Here is a 19,310-nt window from a genome sequence, read left to right as displayed (position 1 = left end):
TTTAAATTATATATTTAAAGGAGAAAAGTATGTCATTAAAAGATATTATCAACATGCATAACAGAGAAAAAGAAGAAAAAAAACAGTTAAGGCTTAGAAAAAAAATTGAAAAGAAAAAAACTATTGAGCCTATGACTAGAGAGCAAATAGAAGCAGAAGGAGATATACTTGAACTTTTTAAAGAAAAAATAGATTACAGAGCAAGATGTTTAGAACAAAAACGTATCGTTGATGCAAACATTACCAATAAAGATATTATGATTATAATTGATATTATGTTGGAAGATTTTGATAAATATAAAGAATTTTTATTAGAGCAATGTAAAAACGGCAGTTATGAGCTTAAATATTCAGCAAGTGTTATTTGTCTTAGAACAGGTTTTAATACAAATGAAGCTTTGGAAAATTTAAGATATTTTGCAAGACATAAAAAACAAAATGGTGTTATTGCATATGAAGCAAGAGAAATTTTAAAAAGATTTCATGAAAAAAGACTTCCATCTTATGAAGGATTTGAAGTTCAATATAAAAACTAGTTAATATGCTGTTTTACAGCTTATTATAAATATTACAGTTTTTTACTGTGTAATGTCATAAACATTTATTGAGGAGGATGGTTAAAATGTGTGCTAAAAAATTTGTTTATGCCTTTAAAGAAGGAAATGCAAGCCAAAGAGATTTACTAGGTGGTAAAGGAGCAAACTTGGCAGAAATGACAAGTATAGGTTTACCTGTACCTCAAGGTATTACAATCACAACAGAGGCTTGTATAGATTATTACAAAACCGGTTGTGAAATTGATAAAGAAATTATCAACCAAATTTATGAAAAATTAGCTGAACTTGAACAAATAACAGGAAAACAGTTTGGCGGGGTTGAAAATCCATTGTTGGTTTCAGTTCGTTCTGGAGCAAAGATATCAATGCCTGGAATGCTTGATACAATATTAAACTTAGGTTTAAACGACAGAACAGTTGAAGCTTTAGCAAGGAAAACAGGAAACGAAAGATTTGCATATGATAGTTATAGACGTTTTATACAAATGTTTTGTGATGTTGCACTTGGAATGAATAGAAATTTATTTGAAGATATTCTTACAACAAGGAAAAAACAACAGGGATACAAATATGATACCGAACTTACAACCTTTGATTTAAAACAAGTTGTAAAACAATACAAAGAATTATTCTTAGATCAAAAAGGATATGAATTCCCAGATGATCCTAAAGAACAATTAATGGCTGCTGTTGAAGCTATTTTCAAATCATGGAACAACCCAAGAGCTATTGCTTATAGAAAATTAAATGATATACCAAATCGTATTGGTACTGCTGTAAACGTTCAATCAATGGTTTACGGTAATATGGGACAAACATCAGGAACAGGGGTTGCATTTACAAGAAACCCTGCAACAGGTGAAAATAAAATTTTTGGTGAGTTCTTGATGAATGCTCAAGGTGAAGATGTTGTTGCCGGTATTAGAACACCTCAACATATTGATACTTTAAAAGATGTAATGCCTTCAGTTTATGATGAGTTTATCAGTGCATGTAAACTTTTGGAAAATCATTACAAAGATATGCAAGATATTGAATTTACAATTGAAGAGGGTAAATTATACTTACTTCAAACACGTGCAGGAAAGAGAACTGCTCAAGCTTCATTAAAAGTTGCGGTTGATATGGTTGAAGAAGGTTTAATTACAAAAGAAGAAGCTATCTTAAGACTTGAACCTTCAACATTAAATCAATTGTTACATAAAGGTTTCGATACTGATGAGTTAGCAAAAGCTATTCCTTTGACAAAAGGTCTTCCTGCTTCTCCGGGTGCCGGTTGTGGTAAAATTTACTTCTCTGCAGAAGATGCTGTTGAAGCAAAAGAAAGAGGAGAAGAAGTATTACTTGTTAGAAAAGAAACTTCACCTGAAGATATTGAAGGTATGAACTCTGCAAATGGTATTTTAACTGCTACAGGAGGTATGACTTCTCATGCTGCCGTTGTTGCCAGAGGTATGGGTAAATGCTGTGTAGCCGGTTGTGAAGCTGCTCATGTTAACGAAGAAGAAAAATATGTTGAAATAGGCGGTAAAATATTCTATGAAGGATATTATTTATCAATAAACGGTTCAACAGGTAATGTATACGAAGGAAAGATTAAAACTGTAGATGCTGTTTTATCAGATGACTTTAATAAAGTAATGGAATGGGCTGATGAAATAAGAAGACTTAAAATAAGAACAAATGCAGATACAGTAAAAGATGCAACTGTTGCTGCTAATTATGGTGCAGAAGGTATCGGATTATGCAGAACAGAGCATATGTTCTTTGAAGCTGATAGAATTTTTGCTTTTAGAAAAATGATTTGTGCTAAAACATTAATTCAAAGAGAAGATGCATTAGCTGAAATTCTACCAATGCAAAAGAATGATTTTAAAGGTCTATTTAAAGCAATGGGTGGAAAACCAGTTGTTATCAGACTTCTTGATCCACCACTACATGAATTCCTTCCTAAAGAAGATGAAGATATTAAGCAACTTGCAAAAGACATGGGATTAACTTTTGAAGAATTAAAAGCAAGAGTAAACGAACTTCATGAACTTAACCCAATGCTTGGTCATAGAGGTTGTAGACTTGCTGTAACATATCCTGAAATTGCAAATATGCAAACAAGAGCTATCATAATGGCTGCAATCGAAGCAAAACAAGAAGATAATTTAGATATTACTCCTGAAATTATGGTACCTTTAGCAGGTAGTTATTTAGAACTTAAATATGTAGTTGACAGAATAAGAGAAACTGTAAATGATATATTTAAAGAAACAGGAATTAAAATTGATTACAAAGTTGGTACTATGATTGAAATACCAAGAGCTGCATTAACTTCAGATCAACTTGCAAAAGTTGCGGAATTCTACTCATTTGGTACAAATGACTTAACACAAATGACATATGGATTTAGTAGAGATGATGCCGGGGTTTATATTAAAGAATATATTGAAAAAGGTATTTTCCCTAAAGACCCATTTGCAACAATTGATACTGAAGGTGTTGGTCAACTTGTTGATATGGCGGTTAAGAAAGGCAGAGAAGTTAATCCAGATATTCACTGTGGTGTTTGTGGTGAACAAGGTGGGGATCCTGCAAGTATTGAATTCTTTGACAGTGTAGGACTTGATTATGTATCATGTTCTCCATTCAGGGTTCCAATTGCAAGACTTGCTGCTGCTCAAGCTAGAATAAAAAATTCTAAGAAATAAAAATTACTAAAAGGCACTTTTATAAGTGCCTTTTTTTTGAAGGTTAAATATATGAATGAAGACTATAAAATAAGAAAAATAAAAGGTAATGAGATATATTTTTTGAAAGATTTTACTTATTATGCAATTTATGTTGGAAATAATATTACAATTTCAAAAGATATTTTAAAAGATCCAAATATTAAAATATATTATGAGAATTTCAAATTAAATAAAGATATTTGTTATGTATGTGAACATAAAGGAAAAATTATTGCTATGATTTGGAGCATATTGTTTGATGATAATATACATGGATATGGATATGTTTCGAAAGAGATTCCTGAATTATGTATGTCTGTAGAAAAAAATTACAGAAATAAAGGTATTGGAGAAAATTTATTAAAAATATTTTTACTAAATTTAAAACCAATGTATGATAGTGTATCCTTATCTGTAAGTAAAGATAATTATGCAAAAGATTTATACTTGAAATATGGGTTTAAAATTTATAAGGAAAATAAAGATGACTATATAATGTTAAGCGAAAAGTAAAAAATTTTTTGATAAATTTGTCATATATTAAATAAAACTTGACAATATTATGTAAAAATGGTAAAAAAGAAAGGTAAATATAAAATGATAGAGGTGCGGTGTTCATCAGTACTTTATATTATATTTTGGGACTTATATAAAGGAAAGGGGATACTGCCGAAGAATATATATTACCCAAATAATTTATATTCTGGTATATTACATAATATGTAATATACTGTCACGATTGTGGAGCGCTATCGACAGTAAATTTATTTTGCCATGAATGCGTCCTAAAGTGATGTCATTTAAGGCTTTTTTATTTGTCTTTATTTACATAATTTAAATACATTGAAGGGGTGTACGATGAAAATTTCAAAGAAGAAATTAATGACGGGTATTGCTAGCTTTATGCTTATTTTAATGTTAGTATTCCCAATCTTAGGTGCAGAAACAACTGAAGCAGCTAAACCAGCTATGTATGCAACTTTCTGGTCTTTAGTTCCTCCAATTATTGCTATTGTTCTTGCACTTATTACAAAAGAAGTTTACAGTTCATTATTTATAGGTATTGTTTTTGGCGGTATTTTTTATGCTGCAGGTAGTTTTGAAGGAACTGTAACTCATGTATTAAATGATGGTATTATTGCTGTTCTTTCAGACAGTTACAATGTAGGTATTTTAATTTTCCTTGTTGTTCTTGGAGGAATGGTTGCCTTAATGAATAAAGCAGGCGGTTCTGCTGCTTTTGGTAACTGGGCAAGTAAAAAAATAAAAACACGTGCAGGTGCTCAACTAGCAACGATTTTATTAGGTGTATTAATTTTTATAGATGATTATTTTAATTGTTTGACTGTTGGTAGCGTTATGAGACCAATAACAGATAAACATAAAGTATCAAGAGCAAAGCTTGCTTATCTTATAGATGCTACGGCAGCTCCTGTTTGTATTATTGCTCCTATATCTTCATGGGCTGCTGCTGTGACTGGATTTGTTCCGGGGGAAGATGGGTTTTCTGTATTTATTCAGGCAATTCCTTTTAACTTTTATGCATTTTTGACAATTACAATGATGATTTCTTTGGTTTTACTCAAATTTGATTATGGTCCAATGAAAAAGCATGAAGAAAACGCTTCAAAAGGAGATTTACATTCAATTTTAAATGCAGGTTTTGTAGAAGAAGAAACAACAGAAGTAAATGAAAATGGTAAAGTAATTGATTTAATTATTCCTATAATTTCTCTTATAATATGTTGTATTATTGGAATGGTTTATACTGGCGGTTTGTTTTCCGGAGCAGGATTTATAGAAGCCTTTTCAAACAGTGATGCATCTGTGGGATTATCTATAGGTAGTATATTTGCTTTGTTTATAACTGTTATTTTATATGTTGCAAGAAAAGTTTTGAAATTCAATGAATGTATGGATTGTATTCCAGAAGGGTTTAAAGCTATGGTTCCTGCTATTTTGATTTTGACTTTTGCTTGGACATTGAAAGCTATGACAGATAGTTTGGGAGCTGCTGAATTTGTTGGAGGTATGATGCAAAATAACGCAGCTTCTTTAATGAACTTTTTGCCGGCAATCATATTTTTGGTTGGATGTTTTTTATCTTTTGCAACGGGTACATCTTGGGGAACGTTTGGTATACTTATTCCTATAGTAGTTTCTGTATTTGCTAATTCAAATCCTCAACTTATGATTATATCAATTTCGGCTTGTATGGCCGGTGCTGTATGTGGAGACCATTGTTCTCCTATTTCCGATACGACAATTATGTCTTCAGCTGGTGCCAGATGTGATCATGTCAATCATGTATCGACTCAGCTTCCTTATGCTATGACTGTAGCAGCCGTATCTTTTGTAACATACATTATTGCAGGTTTTGTTCAAACAGCATGGGTATCACTTCCTATTGGTATAGTACTAATGGTAGCTGTTTTATATGCTATAAAGAATATAACTAAAAATAAATAATAAAAATATTTCAAATACAAAAAAAAGCATCATTTAATGATGCTTTTTTTTATTTAAAAATAATTATATGTTTGAAATATATATAAGCTTATATGATATTTCAGATAGTAAGATAGGGTAGGTGATAGTATACATATATTAATATTTAACGAATAGTAAGTTTTAATGCAATAAAAATTTTACAAAATATAAAGTTATATATCTTTTAAAATGACTAAAAAGTAAGGAGGTTTTTGCATTATTTTTATATATAACAAATATTTTATATAAAAATAATGTTACAAACAATATATAAAAATGTAATAACTATATTTATGGTTGTGTTTGTATGTAATATATGTACAATATATAGTATATAGTTATTTTTTTATGTGAAATTTGTGTGTATTATGTAACTTTTAATTGAAAAAAAATGGAAATAATGATATATTTATTGTAGATTATTGTCTAAAGAGGATTAAGCTTTAAAGGGGGTACGACCGTGACAAAAATAAGAAAAAATTTAGGAACTTTTATTTTAACAATTTTATGTTTATTAATGGTTTTTAGTTTTCAAAATTTCAGTGTTGTAAATGCTGCTTCGGGATTAGAAGACGAAAACCAAACAAAACTTGATCAGGCTACAGGTGTAGATACTGATGGGGATGTTTATAATGTTGAAGACGATGATAGCGGTAAAGTTGAAAGTAACGGGATTTCAACTTTTAGTGCAAAAAGTACATCTGTAAAAATTGTAAATTTTAGAACAAAAGGTAACGCCGTAACTAACTATACTGAAGTTGGAACGGGTGTTTCAGGTTATACTAATGGTGCTTATGGAGCTGATGCTGCATATCTTGGAACAAGCAACGGTAAAGTTAAATTTATGCTTTCAGGTGTTGTTGGCTGGGTAGATGAAGACGATGTACAAGTTATTAATTTTTCAAGTGCAAAATCATCAAGTTGTTATAAAGTATCAGGTGGAAGATTAATTCACTACATTACATGTGACATGACCACACCTGGACATGCTACATCTTTGGATAATGGTGCTGCACCATCATATTTAAAGAGCGGAACAACTTATTATAGTTATGATGGACATTATTTCTATACAAGTTATAGTACTATGCTTACTGATTATACTAAGGGTGTTCGTACAAATTCTGTAAATAAAAGTAATCCATACTATAATTACTTCCAATACCTTCCTTTAAGAAGTGAAACATCATACAGTTCAAGTTCATTAAATTCATTGTTAAATGCAAAAATAAGTGATTATACTTCATCTTCTTCAAAGATGAAAAGTACAGCAAGTACATTTTTAAAATATCAAAATACATATGGTGTAAATGCATTGTTGGCTATCGGAGTAGCCGGAAATGAAAGTGCATGGGGTACAAGTTCGATTTGTAAAAATAAAAATAACTTATTTGGTTTAAATGCTGTGGATAGTTCTCCTGGAACAAGTGCTAGTACATATGCAAGTATTGATGAATGTATAAAACAGTTTACTGAATCTTATATGTCAAAAGGTTATCTTAATCCAAATGATTGGAGAATGAAAGGTGGATTTTTAGGTAATAAAGGAAGCGGTATTAACGTGAGCTATGCTTCTGACCCATATTGGGGTGAAAAAGCTGCAAATATGGCATATACTCTTGATAAAAACGGCGGAAGAAAAGATGAAGGAAAATATACTATTGGTATAAAAGATACTATCAATACAAATCATAATAGTGTTAATGTAAGAAACAGTGCAAGCACATCAGGTAAAGTATTATATAATACTGATACATATTCAAATTATGCTGTTTTAATTTTAAATTCAAAAGCTACAAATTCATTCTACAAAATTCAAAGTGAACCTGCCTTAAATTCTGGTAGAACAGCTATAAGCAGTAACGGTAAATATGATTTTGACAGTATGTATGCTTATATTTCTTCTGATTATGTAACTATTGTTAATAAAGGAAGTGATGTAGCGGTAAGCAAATCATTATCTTCTATTTCAATTTCAACTGCTCCAAAGAAAACAACATATACAGCAGGGGAAACATTTGATTCAACGGGAATGGTTGTTAAAGCAAAATTTAGTGATGGAACTACAAGTGATGTTACAAAAAGTGTAAAATATTCAACATCTTCATTAAAAACAGGAACAACAAGTGTAACAATTAGCTATACATATAACGGGGTTACAAAAAATGTTACTCAAAAAATAACAGTAAAAGACCCTGTAACTGTAAGTAAAGTTGCTATTAATCCAACAACTATTGATTTAGAGCAAGGAAGTAGTAAAACTTTTGGTGTTTCTGTAACAGGAACTGGAAGTCCTGCTCAAACAGTAAAATGGAGTATAAGCGGACAAAAAAGCTCTGATACAAAAATAAGTTCTACAGGTTTATTAAAAATTGCTTCAGATGAAACTGCTAAAACAATAACAGTTAAAGCCGTTTCAACTGTTGATACAACAAAGAATGCAACTGCAACAGTTAATGTTGTTGTGAAAGAAGATAATGATAATACTGATGTTACTAATCCAGATAAAGATGATAATACATCTCAAGGCGGTAATGACTCAGGTTCATCTGTGACTGATCCTGACAATGGAGATCAATCAGGTGATGGCGGAGATGTTACAAAACCTGAAGAAGGTGATAATCAAGGAAATACAGACGGTTCATCTAATAATGGTAATGAAGATAATAAAGTTGAAGTTATAGAACAACAACTTGAAGATAAAAATACAGGTATATTTGTTAATGGTGTTTTACCTACAGATACAAAATTATTAGTTGAAGAAATTAACGAACAAGATAGTCATTATGATCAATTAACTGCAGGAGTAGAAAATAATACAATTTTAGGTGTATATGATATTTCTTTAAGTAATGAATTAGAAGAAGGACAAAGTGTTTCACTTGGTTTTAATGTAGATGAAAAATACAATAATGAAGAGGTTGTAGTACTTCATTTTGCTGAAGTTGATGGCGTAGTATTTACAGAAACATTTAAAGCTAAAGTAGAAGATGGTCAAGTAAAAATAGATGTTGATGGATTCTCTCCTTATGTTATTGCATTAAACGATGCAAATAATAATAACAATAGTACGTCTACAACAGATGATCCAAAAGATGATGCTAACAATACAAACGATAACGATAATAAGGGTGATAATGCTATAACAAATAATAATGATAATAACGGTTCATCAGGTGATAAAAGTAATGTAGAAGTAGGTAAATCAGAAGATTCTGCTATAGCTTCACAAAGTCAAAGTAGTGATAATAATGCTCAAAGCAGAAGTGTTGAAACAGTTAATACAGCTGATGAAAATAATATAGCTTTATGGACTTCATTATTTGTTCTTTCAGCTATTGCTTCTTTAACAATAAGTTTTGTATTAATTAAGAAGAATAAATTAAACTAATAAGAAATAAGTGAAAAAAATAAAAAGAACAAGTTGGATTAATCCTTCTTGTTCTTTTTTATATTGCAATATAAATTGTTTGAATATTGCAAATAATCTGAAATTATGGTAGAATAAAATAACTATTTTTATATAGTAATAAAAATTTAAAGGGGTACTTATTATGAAGAAAAAATTAGTAGTATTACTTGCTTTGATTTTAGTTGCGGGCATGACTTTAACAGGTTGTGGAAGCAAGGAATCAGAAGTAACAAATGATGAAAATACTTTTGTTGTAGGTTTTGATGCAGAATTTCCACCTTATGGATATAAAGATTCTGATGGAAATTATGTAGGTTTTGACTTGGATTTAGCACAAGAAGTTTGTGATAGAAATGGTTGGACACTTGTAAAACAACCTGTTGATTGGGATTCAAAAGATATGGAAATTGATTCTGGAACAATAGATTGTATTTGGAATGGTTTTACAATGAATGGTCGTGAAGATGATTATACTTGGACTGAACCTTATATAGATAATAAACAAGTAGTTGTTGTTTCAAAAAGCTCAGGAATTACTGATTTTGCTGGACTAAAAGGTAAAACAGTTGAAACACAAAAAGATTCTTCAGCTTTAGCAGCATTACAAGGAGATCAAAAAGATTTAGCAGCAACTTTTGCAACACTTACAGAAGTTGCAGACTATAATTCTGCTTTTATGGATTTAGAAGCAGGTGCTTGTGACGCAATAGCAATGGATATTGGCGTAGCAAATTATCAAATTAACTCAAGAGGAAAAGCATCTGAATTTATTATTTTAGATGAAATTATTTCTTCTGAACAATACGCAGTTGGATTTAAAAAAGGCAATACAGGACTTAGAGATAAAGTTCAAGCAACATTAGATGAAATGGCAAAAGATGGTACTATAGATAAAATAGCAGAAAAATATGCTGATTTCGGTGTACCTGGTTCACTTTGTATCGGTAAATAACATAGATTAAAATTATTAGGAGTATGACTGTATGGATTTAGGAACAATGTTTAGTGAATTAAGCAGTGGGATGATAACCTCTATTGAGATATTTGTCCTAACTTTGATTTTTTCTCTTCCTTTGGGTTTAATTATAGCTTTTGGACGAATGTCAAAAATAACACCAATTAGATGGTTATTTAAAATATACATATCAATAATGAGAGGAACACCTTTAATGCTTCAATTAATGGTTGTATTTTGGGGACCTTATTATATATTTGGTATGCAGATTTCCAGCAGTTATAGAATGGTTGCGGTACTAATAGGTTTTGCGATAAATTACGCCGCATATTTTGCGGAAATTTACAGAGGGGGTATAGAATCTATGCCAGACGGACAGTATGAAGCTGCTAAACTTCTAGGATATAATAAAGTTCAAACTTTCTTTATTATTATTTTCCCTCAGGTAATAAAAAGAATTCTTCCTGCAACAACGAATGAAGTTATTACTCTTGTAAAAGATACTTCATTATCATTTGTAATAGCAATACCGGAAATGTTTACAGTTGCAAAACAAATTGCAGCAGCTCAATCTTCAGTTGCGGCATTTATAGCAGCAGGAATTTTCTATTATATATTTAACTTTGTTGTTGCTTTTGTAATGGAATATATTGAAAAGAAATTAAGCTATTATAGATAAGGAGAAATATCATGAGTTTACTTGAAATTAAAAATTTAAAAAAGAGTTTTAATGGTGTTGAAGTTTTAAAAGATATTTCTCTAAGTGTTGATAAAGGAGAAGTTCTTTGTATAATTGGACCTTCGGGGTCTGGTAAATCCACATTACTTAGATGTGCCACAAATCTTGAAAAAGAAGACAGCGGTACAATTTCATATGATGGGACATTTGGACTTGTATTTCAAAGTTTTAATTTATTCCCTCATCACTCAGTTATGAAAAACATAACAAACGCACCTATTAAAGTACAAAAAAGAAATAAACAAGAAGTTTATAAAGAAGCAAGAGAGCTTTTAAAGAAGATGGGGCTTGAGGATAAAGAAAATGCATATCCTTGCGAACTATCCGGTGGACAGCAACAAAGAGTTTCAATTGCAAGAGCTCTTGCAATGAACCCTGACATATTATTCTTTGATGAACCTACTTCTGCACTTGATCCTGAACTTACAGGAGAAATACTTAAGGTAATAAAAGACCTTGCAAGTGAACATATGACAATGGTCATTGTAACTCACGAAATGGATTTTGCAAGGAAAGTTGCTGATTACATAATATTTATGGATAATGGTTATATTGAAGAACAGGGGACTCCTGAAGAAGTATTTAGCTCTGAAAATAAAAGAATGAAAGCTTTTCTTGGTAAATTGAAAGCTGAATAATTTAAAGAGGTGATAAAACACCTCTTTTTTTGTTGACAAGTAAAATATATAAGTATAATATAAAATTTGCAAAGATAAAAACACAGCGCGGTTGGTAGTCCGGGCATAACTATAGTTATAAGTAACCTGCCTCCTTGGTTGTCCGTTCTTTGTTTAATAAACAAAAGGAGGGATTTCTTTGGATGAAGTAAGGGTAAAACTTACGGTATATTTTGAAAGTCCGTTTTATGTGGGAGTAGTGGAAAGACGTTTTAATAAGACTTTTGAAATTTGTAAAATTACATTTGGGAAAGAGCCTACTGATAATGAAATTTATGAATTTTATAATTTTCATTATTCTAAATTAAAATTTTATCAGGCTCAAAATTTTGAAAGTAATATAAAACAAGTAACTAATCCTAAAAGAATTAAGAGAATGATTAGTAAAGAAATGAATGGGAGAAGTATTTCCACAAAATCACAAGAGCTTCTAAAGAAACAATATGAATCAAGAAAAACTAATGTAAAGAAAAATATGAAGTTAGAAGCAAGACAAAGACAAAAGGAACTTTTCTCTATGAAACAAAGAAAGAAGAAAGAAAAACACAGGGGTAAATAACCTGTGTTTTTTATTTTACATTTTACGTCTTATAATGTAAAATAAAGATGTTAAATTGAAATAAAAGAGGTATATATGAAAAAGAAAGATATAATTGAACTTAACATAACAGAAAATGTATCAATGGAAAAATCCATGGGGTATTATGAAGATAAAAAGGTTCTTGTAAAAGGAGGACTTGCCGGACAGGTTGCGGAAGTATTCATAAAGAAAGTAAGAAAAAACAGAGCCGAAGGAAATATTAACAGAATAATTAAGAAGGCTGATTATGAAATTGAGCCTATGTGCGAAAAGTTTGGAATATGCGGAGGATGTTCTTTCCAAAATATTTCTTATGAAAAGCAACTTGAATTAAAAGAAAATTATGTAAGAGGACTTTTTGATAAGGCAGGTATAGAATACGAAGAGTTTCTTCCTATTATTGCATCTCCAAAAGAGACAGAATACAGAAATAAAATGGAGTTTTCTTTTGGTGATATGGAAAAGGATGGACCGTTGTGTCTTGGAATGCATGAAAAAGGGAAACATCATAATATAGTTTCAACAGAAAATTGTCTTATTGTTGATGAAGATTACAGAAAAATATTATTTAACACTTTAAATTATTTTACTCAAAAAAATATAAAACATTACAATAAATTCTCTAAAGAAGGAACTTTAAGACATTTAGTAATAAGAAAAGCATCATATACTGGAGAAATACTTGTAAATTTAGTTACTACGTCACAGGATAAAATCGATACAAATGAATATAAAGATATTCTTTTAAACTTGGATTTAAAGGGAGAGATTGTAGGAATAATGCATACTATAAACGATTCTTTTTCAGATGCTGTTTTAGCTGATGAAATAAATATTGTTTATGGCAGAGATTATATAATGGAAAAATGCTTGGGACTTGATTTTAAAATTTCTGCATTTTCATTCTTCCAAACAAATACTCTTGGCAGCGAAAAATTATATAGTGTTGTAAAAGACTTTATCGGTGAAGATAAATGCGATGTAATACTTGACCTTTACTGCGGTACAGGTACAATAACTCAAATTTTAAGTGACAAAGCTAAGGAAGTTTACGGGATTGAAATCGTTGCTGAAGCAATTGAAGCCGCAAAGGTAAATGCAAAATTAAACGGAATATATAATTGTAAATTTATATGCGGTGATGTTTTAGAGGAAGTTGATAAAATTGATGTAGAATCAGATCTTATCATTCTTGACCCACCACGTGCGGGAATTCACTCAAAGGCAATAGACAAAATAATCTCTTTTAAACCTAAGAAGTTTGTTTATGTAAGTTGTAAGGCAACTTCTCTAATTAGGGATTTACCTTTCTTTATTGAAGCAGGGTATGAAGTTAAGAAGGTTAGAGCTGTTGATATGTTCCCTCAGACAGGGCACGTTGAATGTGTGTCAGTGCTAAGTCGAAAAGCCCAGTAAAATAAGGAGTTTTGAAAATAAAAAAAATTCAAAAAAGTGAAAAAAGTAAAAATTTTTGAACTTGTAAAAATAGGGTTGTATGTATGTAATATGTTTCCACATACTAGTTTCAAGATTAAATCCTTTAGATATGTTACAAGGATTAAATCTTAATTTTAACTATTTTATAGTTTTATTTATATAACTTTATTATTAAAAATTTATTATCCAAAGATTTGGTAGATATACTACTTATTAATCATATTATAAAATAACATATTAAACATATTGAACTGATTAGAGGAATCAGTTCTTTTTTTGTGCCAGAGATGGAATACATAGCCATTTTGCTTAATTGTAGAATGGCTAAATTTAAAAGAAAGGAGGAGAATATATGCAAGAAAGTAAGTGCAAGGTAATTGCTATCACAAATCAAAAAGGTGGCGTTGGTAAAACAACTACTACTTTTAATCTTGGAGTAGCATTAGCAAAACAGGGGAAAAAAGTCTTGTTAGTAGATGTTGATCCACAGAGTAATTTAACGACCTATGCAGGTTGGTACAACTCAGATGAATTAAAATACACTTTATCAGACTTAATGGAGCAATCAATGAATGATGATGAAATTAAAACAAAAGAATGTATATTGCACCATAAAGAAAATGTAGATTTAATTCCTTCTAGTTTAAATCTGTCTGCGTTAGAGAATTCATTAGCCTATGCTATGAGTAGAGAATATACTTTAAGAAATTGTTTATCTGTTGTAAGAAATGATTATGATTATATACTTTTAGATTGTCAGCCAAGTTTAGGAATGCTTACTATAAATGCTCTCGCAAGTGCAGATAGTGTTCTTATTCCAGTTCAAAGTCAGTATTTTGCATTAAGGGGAATGACTGATTTGTTTAAAATAATAAACAAAGTAAGAAGACAAATAAACCCTACACTAAAAATTGATGGAGCATTATTAACATTAGTTGATAGAAGAACTAATCTTTCAAAAGAAATAGAAAAACAGATAACAGAGAATTATGGGAGTATGTTAAAGTTATATAAAACTCAAATACCTCGTGCTATTAAAACTGCTGAATCTACTTCACAAGGAGAAAGCATTTTCTCTTATGATAAAAATGGATTAGTAGCAGAAGCATATTCTTCATTCGCAAAGGAGGTGCTTAACGATGGCAAAGAGCCTATCAAAAATGCCACTACCAAAGTTAGATGACCTTTTTACGACAGAAGAAGAAAGAAATATTGCTAGTTTAGAAAAAGTTGTTGATATAAAAATTACAGATATTGACGATTTTCCAAATCATCCATTTAAGGTTATAGACAATGAAGATATGGAAAAAATGCGAGATAGCATTAAAGAAAATAAAGTTCTTGTTCCTGCTTTAGTAAGACCAAAGCCTAATGGAAGATATGAAATGATTTCTGGACATAGAAGAAAAAGGGCAAGTGAATTAGCCAATAAAGATACCTTACCTTGTATAGTAAGAGAATTAACAGATGATGAAGCAACTATTATAATGGTAGATAGCAATATTCAAAGAGAAGAAATTTTACCTAGTGAAAAAGCCTTTGCATACAAAATGAAATTAGAAGCACTTAGTCATCAAGGAAAAAGAAATGATTTAACTTCTCGACAGGCTGTCGAGAAGTTGACTACTGCTGATGAAGTAGGTAAAGAGTATAATGAAAGTGGCAGACAAGTTCAAAGATATATTAGGCTAACTGAATTAGTACCAGAATTACTTGATAAAGTAGATAATAAAGATATTGCTTTTCTTCCTGCAATAGAATTGTCTTATCTAACAAAAGAAGAACAATACTTTTTGTTGGATTGCATAGACTACAATAGTTGCACTCCATCTCACGCACAGGCAATTAAAATGAAAAAATTAAGTCAAGATGGAAAACTTACAGAAGAAACTATTGATAGTATAATGTCAGAAGATAAGCCTAATCAGGTTCCCAAAATGAAATTCAATGAAAACAGAATAAGAAGTGTACTCCCAAAAAACATTGAAGATAAAAAAATTGAAGATTATGTTGTGAATGCGATTGAATTTTATAACAAACACTTGCAAAGACAAAAGTCTATGGATGCAAGATAATGGGAGTTTGTATTCCACAAATCCCTCCTTACAATCCACCCTAGTATATATTACTAACTGTTATTTACTAACTGAAAGAAAATTGTAGAAGTGCAAGATTAAAAAGTTTAGATTATAATATCACTAAAGGAGTGATAGATATGGGCAAGAAAATACTTTTTTCAGTCAGTATAATTCTTATTTTGAGTAGTGTTGGAATATTTCTTCTTTTCAACAATTTTATTGAAAAAGCAGAAAAGAAAGACACAGTAAACGATGTTGTAGTAGAAGAAAATCAGGAACTTGATGATGAAAAGAATGTTAAAAAAGAGCACGAAACAGAAACAAGTGAAATCATTGATGAAATAGAGGAAAATACTGGTGAAAGTAATGAAACTATTCAAGAAAATACACAAGAAAAAAATTCTAATATTCAAAAAAATGAAAGTAACCAACCTGTTAAAACAGAACAAAATGATGAAAAAAATCAAGTTCAAGAAGAAAAACAAGAATCTACAACAATAGAGGTGCCTAAAGAAGAACAACCTCCACTGATAGATGAAGAATTAGAAAAGTTAAAAAAACAAGTTGAATATGCTACTTATGAGGAATGTCAAAAAGCAGGTTTTGAAAAGGCATTTTCGGACACAGTTAATATTTTAGGATTTAGTTGTCAAGAGGTAATTTATAAAGGCAAAGTTTTAGGTTATAAGTTGCATATTGATTATACAAATCCAATGGAATAATTTATTTTGATAAAAGCAACCGTAAAAGGTTGTTTTTTTAATTTTTAGAAAGGATATGATAAGAATGAAAAAGAAAAAAATAGTATCAGTGTTATTGATTGCACTGACCTTATTTGAAGTATTCGCATTTGCTATTCCAACAATAGTTAATGCTGCTACAAGTGGAACTTTATCTCATCCAAAAGTTCCAGATGTATATTATACAAGACGTGGTGGTGGCAAACCTTATATGTCTGCACAATACGAAACTTATACAATGGATGGAAAAACTGTTTATTGTATAGAGCCAGGAGTTGATATAACTACTACAAGTTATTTAGGGTATGATGGTCTTCAAGCATCACCATATAGTGCTGAAATAAGTAAAAAAATTGAATTGATTGGTCATTATGGATACGATTATCCTGGTCATCAAACATTAAGATATAGAATGGCAGCACAAGCATTGATTTGGGAAACAACAGGAGGACAAATTGTAGAGTTTTGGACTGAAGCCTCTGGTTGGGGAGATTATATTAATATTGATGCAGAAAAAAATGAAATTATGAGATTAGTAAATACTCATTATAATAAGCCAAGTTTTAATGGAACTACACAAGATGCAATAATAGGAAAAGAAATTAAAATCACAGATTCAAACAATGTTTTAAGCGAATATGAAGTGTATAGTTCTGATAATTTATCAGTAAGAATAGAAGGTAATAATATTTATGTAACACCCTTAAAAGTAGGAGTTCAAACATTAAATGTTGTAAGAAAACATTATGATAATTATACAACTATAGTATATACAGGTAATGGAGTTAATTCACAAAAAATGGGTTATTTTAGATTTTCAGATCCAGTAGTTGCTTCTGTTAAAATTGACACAAAAGGTGGAGACGTGACAGTAAATAAAAATGATAATGACACTCAAACAAATGAGCCACAAGGTGTAGAGGCTACTTTAGAGGGAGCAGTATATGGAATTTATAATCTAAATGATGAGTTAGTTGAAAAGGTAACAACTAATAGTGAGGGAAAAGTTACCAGTCCAATTTTACCCGATATTGGAACTTTTTATTTGAAAGAAATTAGTCCAAGCACAGGGTATGAATTAGATACAAATAAATATTATTTTGAAATTACAGTTGATGATTTACACCCATCTATAAATGTCTATGAACAAATTATCAAAAGAGATGTAGAAATAAATAAATATTATGCAAGTGCAGAAACTGGAATTCTAAAACCAGAAGTTGGAATAGAGTTTGGTATTTATGATAGTAAGGGGAATCACGTTACAACTGTTAAGACTGATGAACAAGGATATTCAAAAATAAATCTTGTATATGGAACTTATACAGTAAAACAGTTGAACACAACAGAAGGTCACGAAAAAGTTAAGGATTTTAAAATAGTTGTTAATGGAAATTCACCACAAACCATAAGATATTCATTATCAAATGCCCCAATTACTGCAAAATTAAAATTAGTAAAAACAGATTCAGAATCTGGAAAAGTTATACCATTTCAAAATGTAACATTTAAAATTAAAAATGTTGATACAGATGAATATGTATGTCAAAAAGTAACATATCCAAACAAAGAGGAAATATGTGAATTTAAAACAGATGAAAATGGTGTATTTATCACTCCTTATCCTTTAATGAGTGGAACTTATAAAATTGAAGAATTAACAAGTCCTGATGGATATTTATTAAATCAAGATGGTGTTATTTTTAGAATTGATGAAAATAGTTCAATTATTGAAGATGATGAATATGGTAAATATATAGAAATAGAATTTGCTAATGATAAAATAATGGGTGAAGTTGTAATTGAAAAAACAGGAGAAGCATTTACTATTGAAAATGGAAAATTTACTTACAAAGATGTTAAATTAAGTGGTGTAGAATTTTCAATTTACGCTAACGAAGATATTACAACATTAGATGGAGTAACCCATTATAAAAAAGGTGAATTTATTAAATCTATTGAAACAGGAGAAGATGGCATAGCAATATTTACAGATCTTTATCTTGGAAAGTATTTAATAAAAGAAACTAAAACATTAGATAATTATGTTATAGATACAACAGAACATTTTGTTGAATTAACTGAAATAGACAATAAAACTGCTATTGTGTCAGAAACTTTACAATTAAAGAATGAATTAAAAAAAGGCGATTTAGAGTTTACAAAAACTGATTTAGTTAATGGAGAACCTATTCCAAACACAACTATTGAAGTTTATACAGAAGATACAAACGAACTAATTTTTACAGGAACAACTGATGAACAAGGTATGATAATTATTAAAAATTTAGTAGCAGGTAAAAAATATTATATTTTAGAGAAAGAAAGTGCGACAGGCTATTTAATTACAGATGAAAAAGTATCTTTTGAAATAAAAGAAAATGGTGAAGTAGTAAAAGCAGAAATGAAAAATAAGCCAATTACAGGAACTCTAGAATTTACGAAAATTGATTTATCTACTGGAACTCCTCTACCTAATACTTTAATTGAAATCTATAACGATAAAGATGAATTAGTATTTTCAGGAAGAACAAATGAACAAGGTATGATAATTGTTAAAGATATGAGATATGGTCGTTACTATATTTTAGAAAAGGAAGCACCTGAAGGATATATTCTTAATGAAGAAAGAATGTATTTTGAAATAAGAGAAGATGGAGAAATCGTTAAAGCAACTATGGAAAATGAAAAAGTAGTAGTAGAAGTTCCTAATACAGGAATAAATGATTATCATATTATTGAACTAATTGGAGGAATTTTAATTATAAGTGGAATAGGAGTTGTTGCTTATTATGTTAAAAAGAAAAGAAAATAATAAGAACAAAGATAAAAAGAGTCAACTTTTAATAGTTGGCTCTTTACTTATCTTATTGGGTTTAGGTGTAATAATTGGAAAAATATATTTTGATATAAGGTCAGATAATT

At 29.9% G+C, this 19,310-nt stretch carries 14 protein-coding genes and 1 riboswitch; all 14 genes read left to right on the top strand.

Annotated features, from left to right (window positions below; translation table 11 throughout):
• The first annotated feature begins 29 nt into the window (after positions 1-29).
• The 14 genes from FGQ49_RS07205 to FGQ49_RS10375 all read left to right on the top strand — a co-directional run bounded on the left by FGQ49_RS07205 (position 30) and on the right by FGQ49_RS10375 (position 19,200).
• Complete coding sequence (locus tag FGQ49_RS07205; protein WP_138269196.1) at positions 30-536, top strand: hypothetical protein; 507 nt, start codon at positions 30-32, stop codon at positions 534-536.
• 86 nt (positions 537-622) lie between these two features.
• Positions 623-3,256: a pyruvate, phosphate dikinase gene (gene ppdK / locus FGQ49_RS07200; RefSeq protein WP_138269195.1), complete on the top strand. Its 2,634-nt coding sequence runs from the start codon at positions 623-625 to the stop codon at positions 3,254-3,256.
• A 51-nt stretch (positions 3,257-3,307) separates the two neighbouring features.
• Positions 3,308-3,790 (top strand): GNAT family N-acetyltransferase, encoded by a 483-nt coding sequence (locus FGQ49_RS07195; RefSeq protein WP_138269194.1) that lies wholly within the window; start codon positions 3,308-3,310, stop codon positions 3,788-3,790.
• Positions 3,791-3,870: 80 nt separating this feature from the next.
• Positions 3,871-4,037, top strand: a riboswitch (Lysine riboswitch).
• 98 nt (positions 4,038-4,135) lie between these two features.
• Positions 4,136-5,746 (top strand): Na+/H+ antiporter NhaC family protein, encoded by a 1,611-nt coding sequence (locus tag FGQ49_RS07190; protein ID WP_138269193.1) that lies wholly within the window; start codon positions 4,136-4,138, stop codon positions 5,744-5,746.
• A 481-nt stretch (positions 5,747-6,227) separates the two neighbouring features.
• Positions 6,228-9,158, top strand: a complete 2,931-nt coding sequence (locus FGQ49_RS07185; RefSeq protein WP_138269192.1) for a glucosaminidase domain-containing protein — start codon at positions 6,228-6,230, stop codon at positions 9,156-9,158.
• 163 nt (positions 9,159-9,321) lie between these two features.
• Positions 9,322-10,131, top strand: coding sequence for an amino acid ABC transporter substrate-binding protein (locus FGQ49_RS07180; protein ID WP_138269191.1), 810 nt, complete (start codon positions 9,322-9,324; stop codon positions 10,129-10,131).
• Between the two features lie 31 nt (positions 10,132-10,162).
• Positions 10,163-10,813 (top strand): amino acid ABC transporter permease, encoded by a 651-nt coding sequence (locus FGQ49_RS07175; protein ID WP_138269190.1) that lies wholly within the window; start codon positions 10,163-10,165, stop codon positions 10,811-10,813.
• 11 nt (positions 10,814-10,824) lie between these two features.
• Positions 10,825-11,511 (top strand): amino acid ABC transporter ATP-binding protein, encoded by a 687-nt coding sequence (locus FGQ49_RS07170; RefSeq protein ID WP_138269189.1) that lies wholly within the window; start codon positions 10,825-10,827, stop codon positions 11,509-11,511.
• Between the two features lie 178 nt (positions 11,512-11,689).
• Positions 11,690-12,109: a YjdF family protein gene (locus FGQ49_RS07165; protein ID WP_171020634.1), complete on the top strand. Its 420-nt coding sequence runs from the start codon at positions 11,690-11,692 to the stop codon at positions 12,107-12,109.
• 75 nt (positions 12,110-12,184) lie between these two features.
• The gene (rlmD, locus tag FGQ49_RS07160) at positions 12,185-13,546 is read left to right on the top strand and encodes a 23S rRNA (uracil(1939)-C(5))-methyltransferase RlmD (RefSeq protein ID WP_138269187.1); all 1,362 of its coding nucleotides are present in this window, start codon (positions 12,185-12,187) and stop codon (positions 13,544-13,546) included.
• A gap of 373 nt (positions 13,547-13,919) precedes the next feature.
• A complete protein-coding gene (locus FGQ49_RS07155; protein ID WP_138269186.1) occupies positions 13,920-14,750 on the top strand; it encodes a ParA family protein in 831 nt (276 codons plus the stop codon).
• The gene (locus FGQ49_RS07150; protein WP_138269185.1) at positions 14,707-15,642 is read left to right on the top strand and encodes a ParB/RepB/Spo0J family partition protein; all 936 of its coding nucleotides are present in this window, start codon (positions 14,707-14,709) and stop codon (positions 15,640-15,642) included. The genes FGQ49_RS07155 and FGQ49_RS07150 overlap by 44 nt, the downstream gene beginning before the upstream one ends.
• 140 nt (positions 15,643-15,782) lie before the next feature.
• Positions 15,783-16,367 carry a hypothetical protein gene (locus FGQ49_RS07145; RefSeq protein WP_138269184.1) on the top strand — a complete coding sequence of 195 codons (585 nt, stop codon included), beginning with the start codon at positions 15,783-15,785 and terminating at the stop codon, positions 16,365-16,367.
• Positions 16,368-16,431: 64 nt separating this feature from the next.
• The gene (locus FGQ49_RS10375; RefSeq protein ID WP_171020633.1) at positions 16,432-19,200 is read left to right on the top strand and encodes a SpaA isopeptide-forming pilin-related protein; all 2,769 of its coding nucleotides are present in this window, start codon (positions 16,432-16,434) and stop codon (positions 19,198-19,200) included.
• Positions 19,201-19,310: the final 110 nt, after the last annotated feature.

Origin of the sequence: Anaerofustis stercorihominis, assembly GCF_005844425.1 — a bacterium.
GTDB lineage: Bacteria > Bacillota > Clostridia > Eubacteriales > Anaerofustaceae > Anaerofustis > Anaerofustis butyriciformans.
The sequence above is the reverse complement of the archived record's forward strand: the minus strand, read 5'-3'. Positions and strand labels throughout refer to the sequence as shown.

Bases quoted from the DNA above. Each gene is read 5' to 3' on its own strand.
- FGQ49_RS07205 (WP_138269196.1), top strand. From the start codon at position 30: ATGTCATTAAAAGATATTATCAACATGCATAACAGAGAAAAAGAAGAA.
- ppdK (WP_138269195.1), top strand. From the start codon at position 623: ATGTGTGCTAAAAAATTTGTTTATGCCTTTAAAGAAGGAAATGCAAGC.
- FGQ49_RS07195 (WP_138269194.1), top strand. From the start codon at position 3,308: ATGAATGAAGACTATAAAATAAGAAAAATAAAAGGTAATGAGATATAT.
- FGQ49_RS07190 (WP_138269193.1), top strand. From the start codon at position 4,136: ATGAAAATTTCAAAGAAGAAATTAATGACGGGTATTGCTAGCTTTATG.
- FGQ49_RS07180 (WP_138269191.1), top strand. From the start codon at position 9,322: ATGAAGAAAAAATTAGTAGTATTACTTGCTTTGATTTTAGTTGCGGGC.
- FGQ49_RS07175 (WP_138269190.1), top strand. From the start codon at position 10,163: ATGGATTTAGGAACAATGTTTAGTGAATTAAGCAGTGGGATGATAACC.
- FGQ49_RS07170 (WP_138269189.1), top strand. From the start codon at position 10,825: ATGAGTTTACTTGAAATTAAAAATTTAAAAAAGAGTTTTAATGGTGTT.
- rlmD (WP_138269187.1), top strand. From the start codon at position 12,185: ATGAAAAAGAAAGATATAATTGAACTTAACATAACAGAAAATGTATCA.
- FGQ49_RS07155 (WP_138269186.1), top strand. From the start codon at position 13,920: ATGCAAGAAAGTAAGTGCAAGGTAATTGCTATCACAAATCAAAAAGGT.
- FGQ49_RS07150 (WP_138269185.1), top strand. From the start codon at position 14,707: ATGGCAAAGAGCCTATCAAAAATGCCACTACCAAAGTTAGATGACCTT.
- FGQ49_RS07145 (WP_138269184.1), top strand. From the start codon at position 15,783: ATGGGCAAGAAAATACTTTTTTCAGTCAGTATAATTCTTATTTTGAGT.
- FGQ49_RS10375 (WP_171020633.1), top strand. From the start codon at position 16,432: ATGAAAAAGAAAAAAATAGTATCAGTGTTATTGATTGCACTGACCTTA.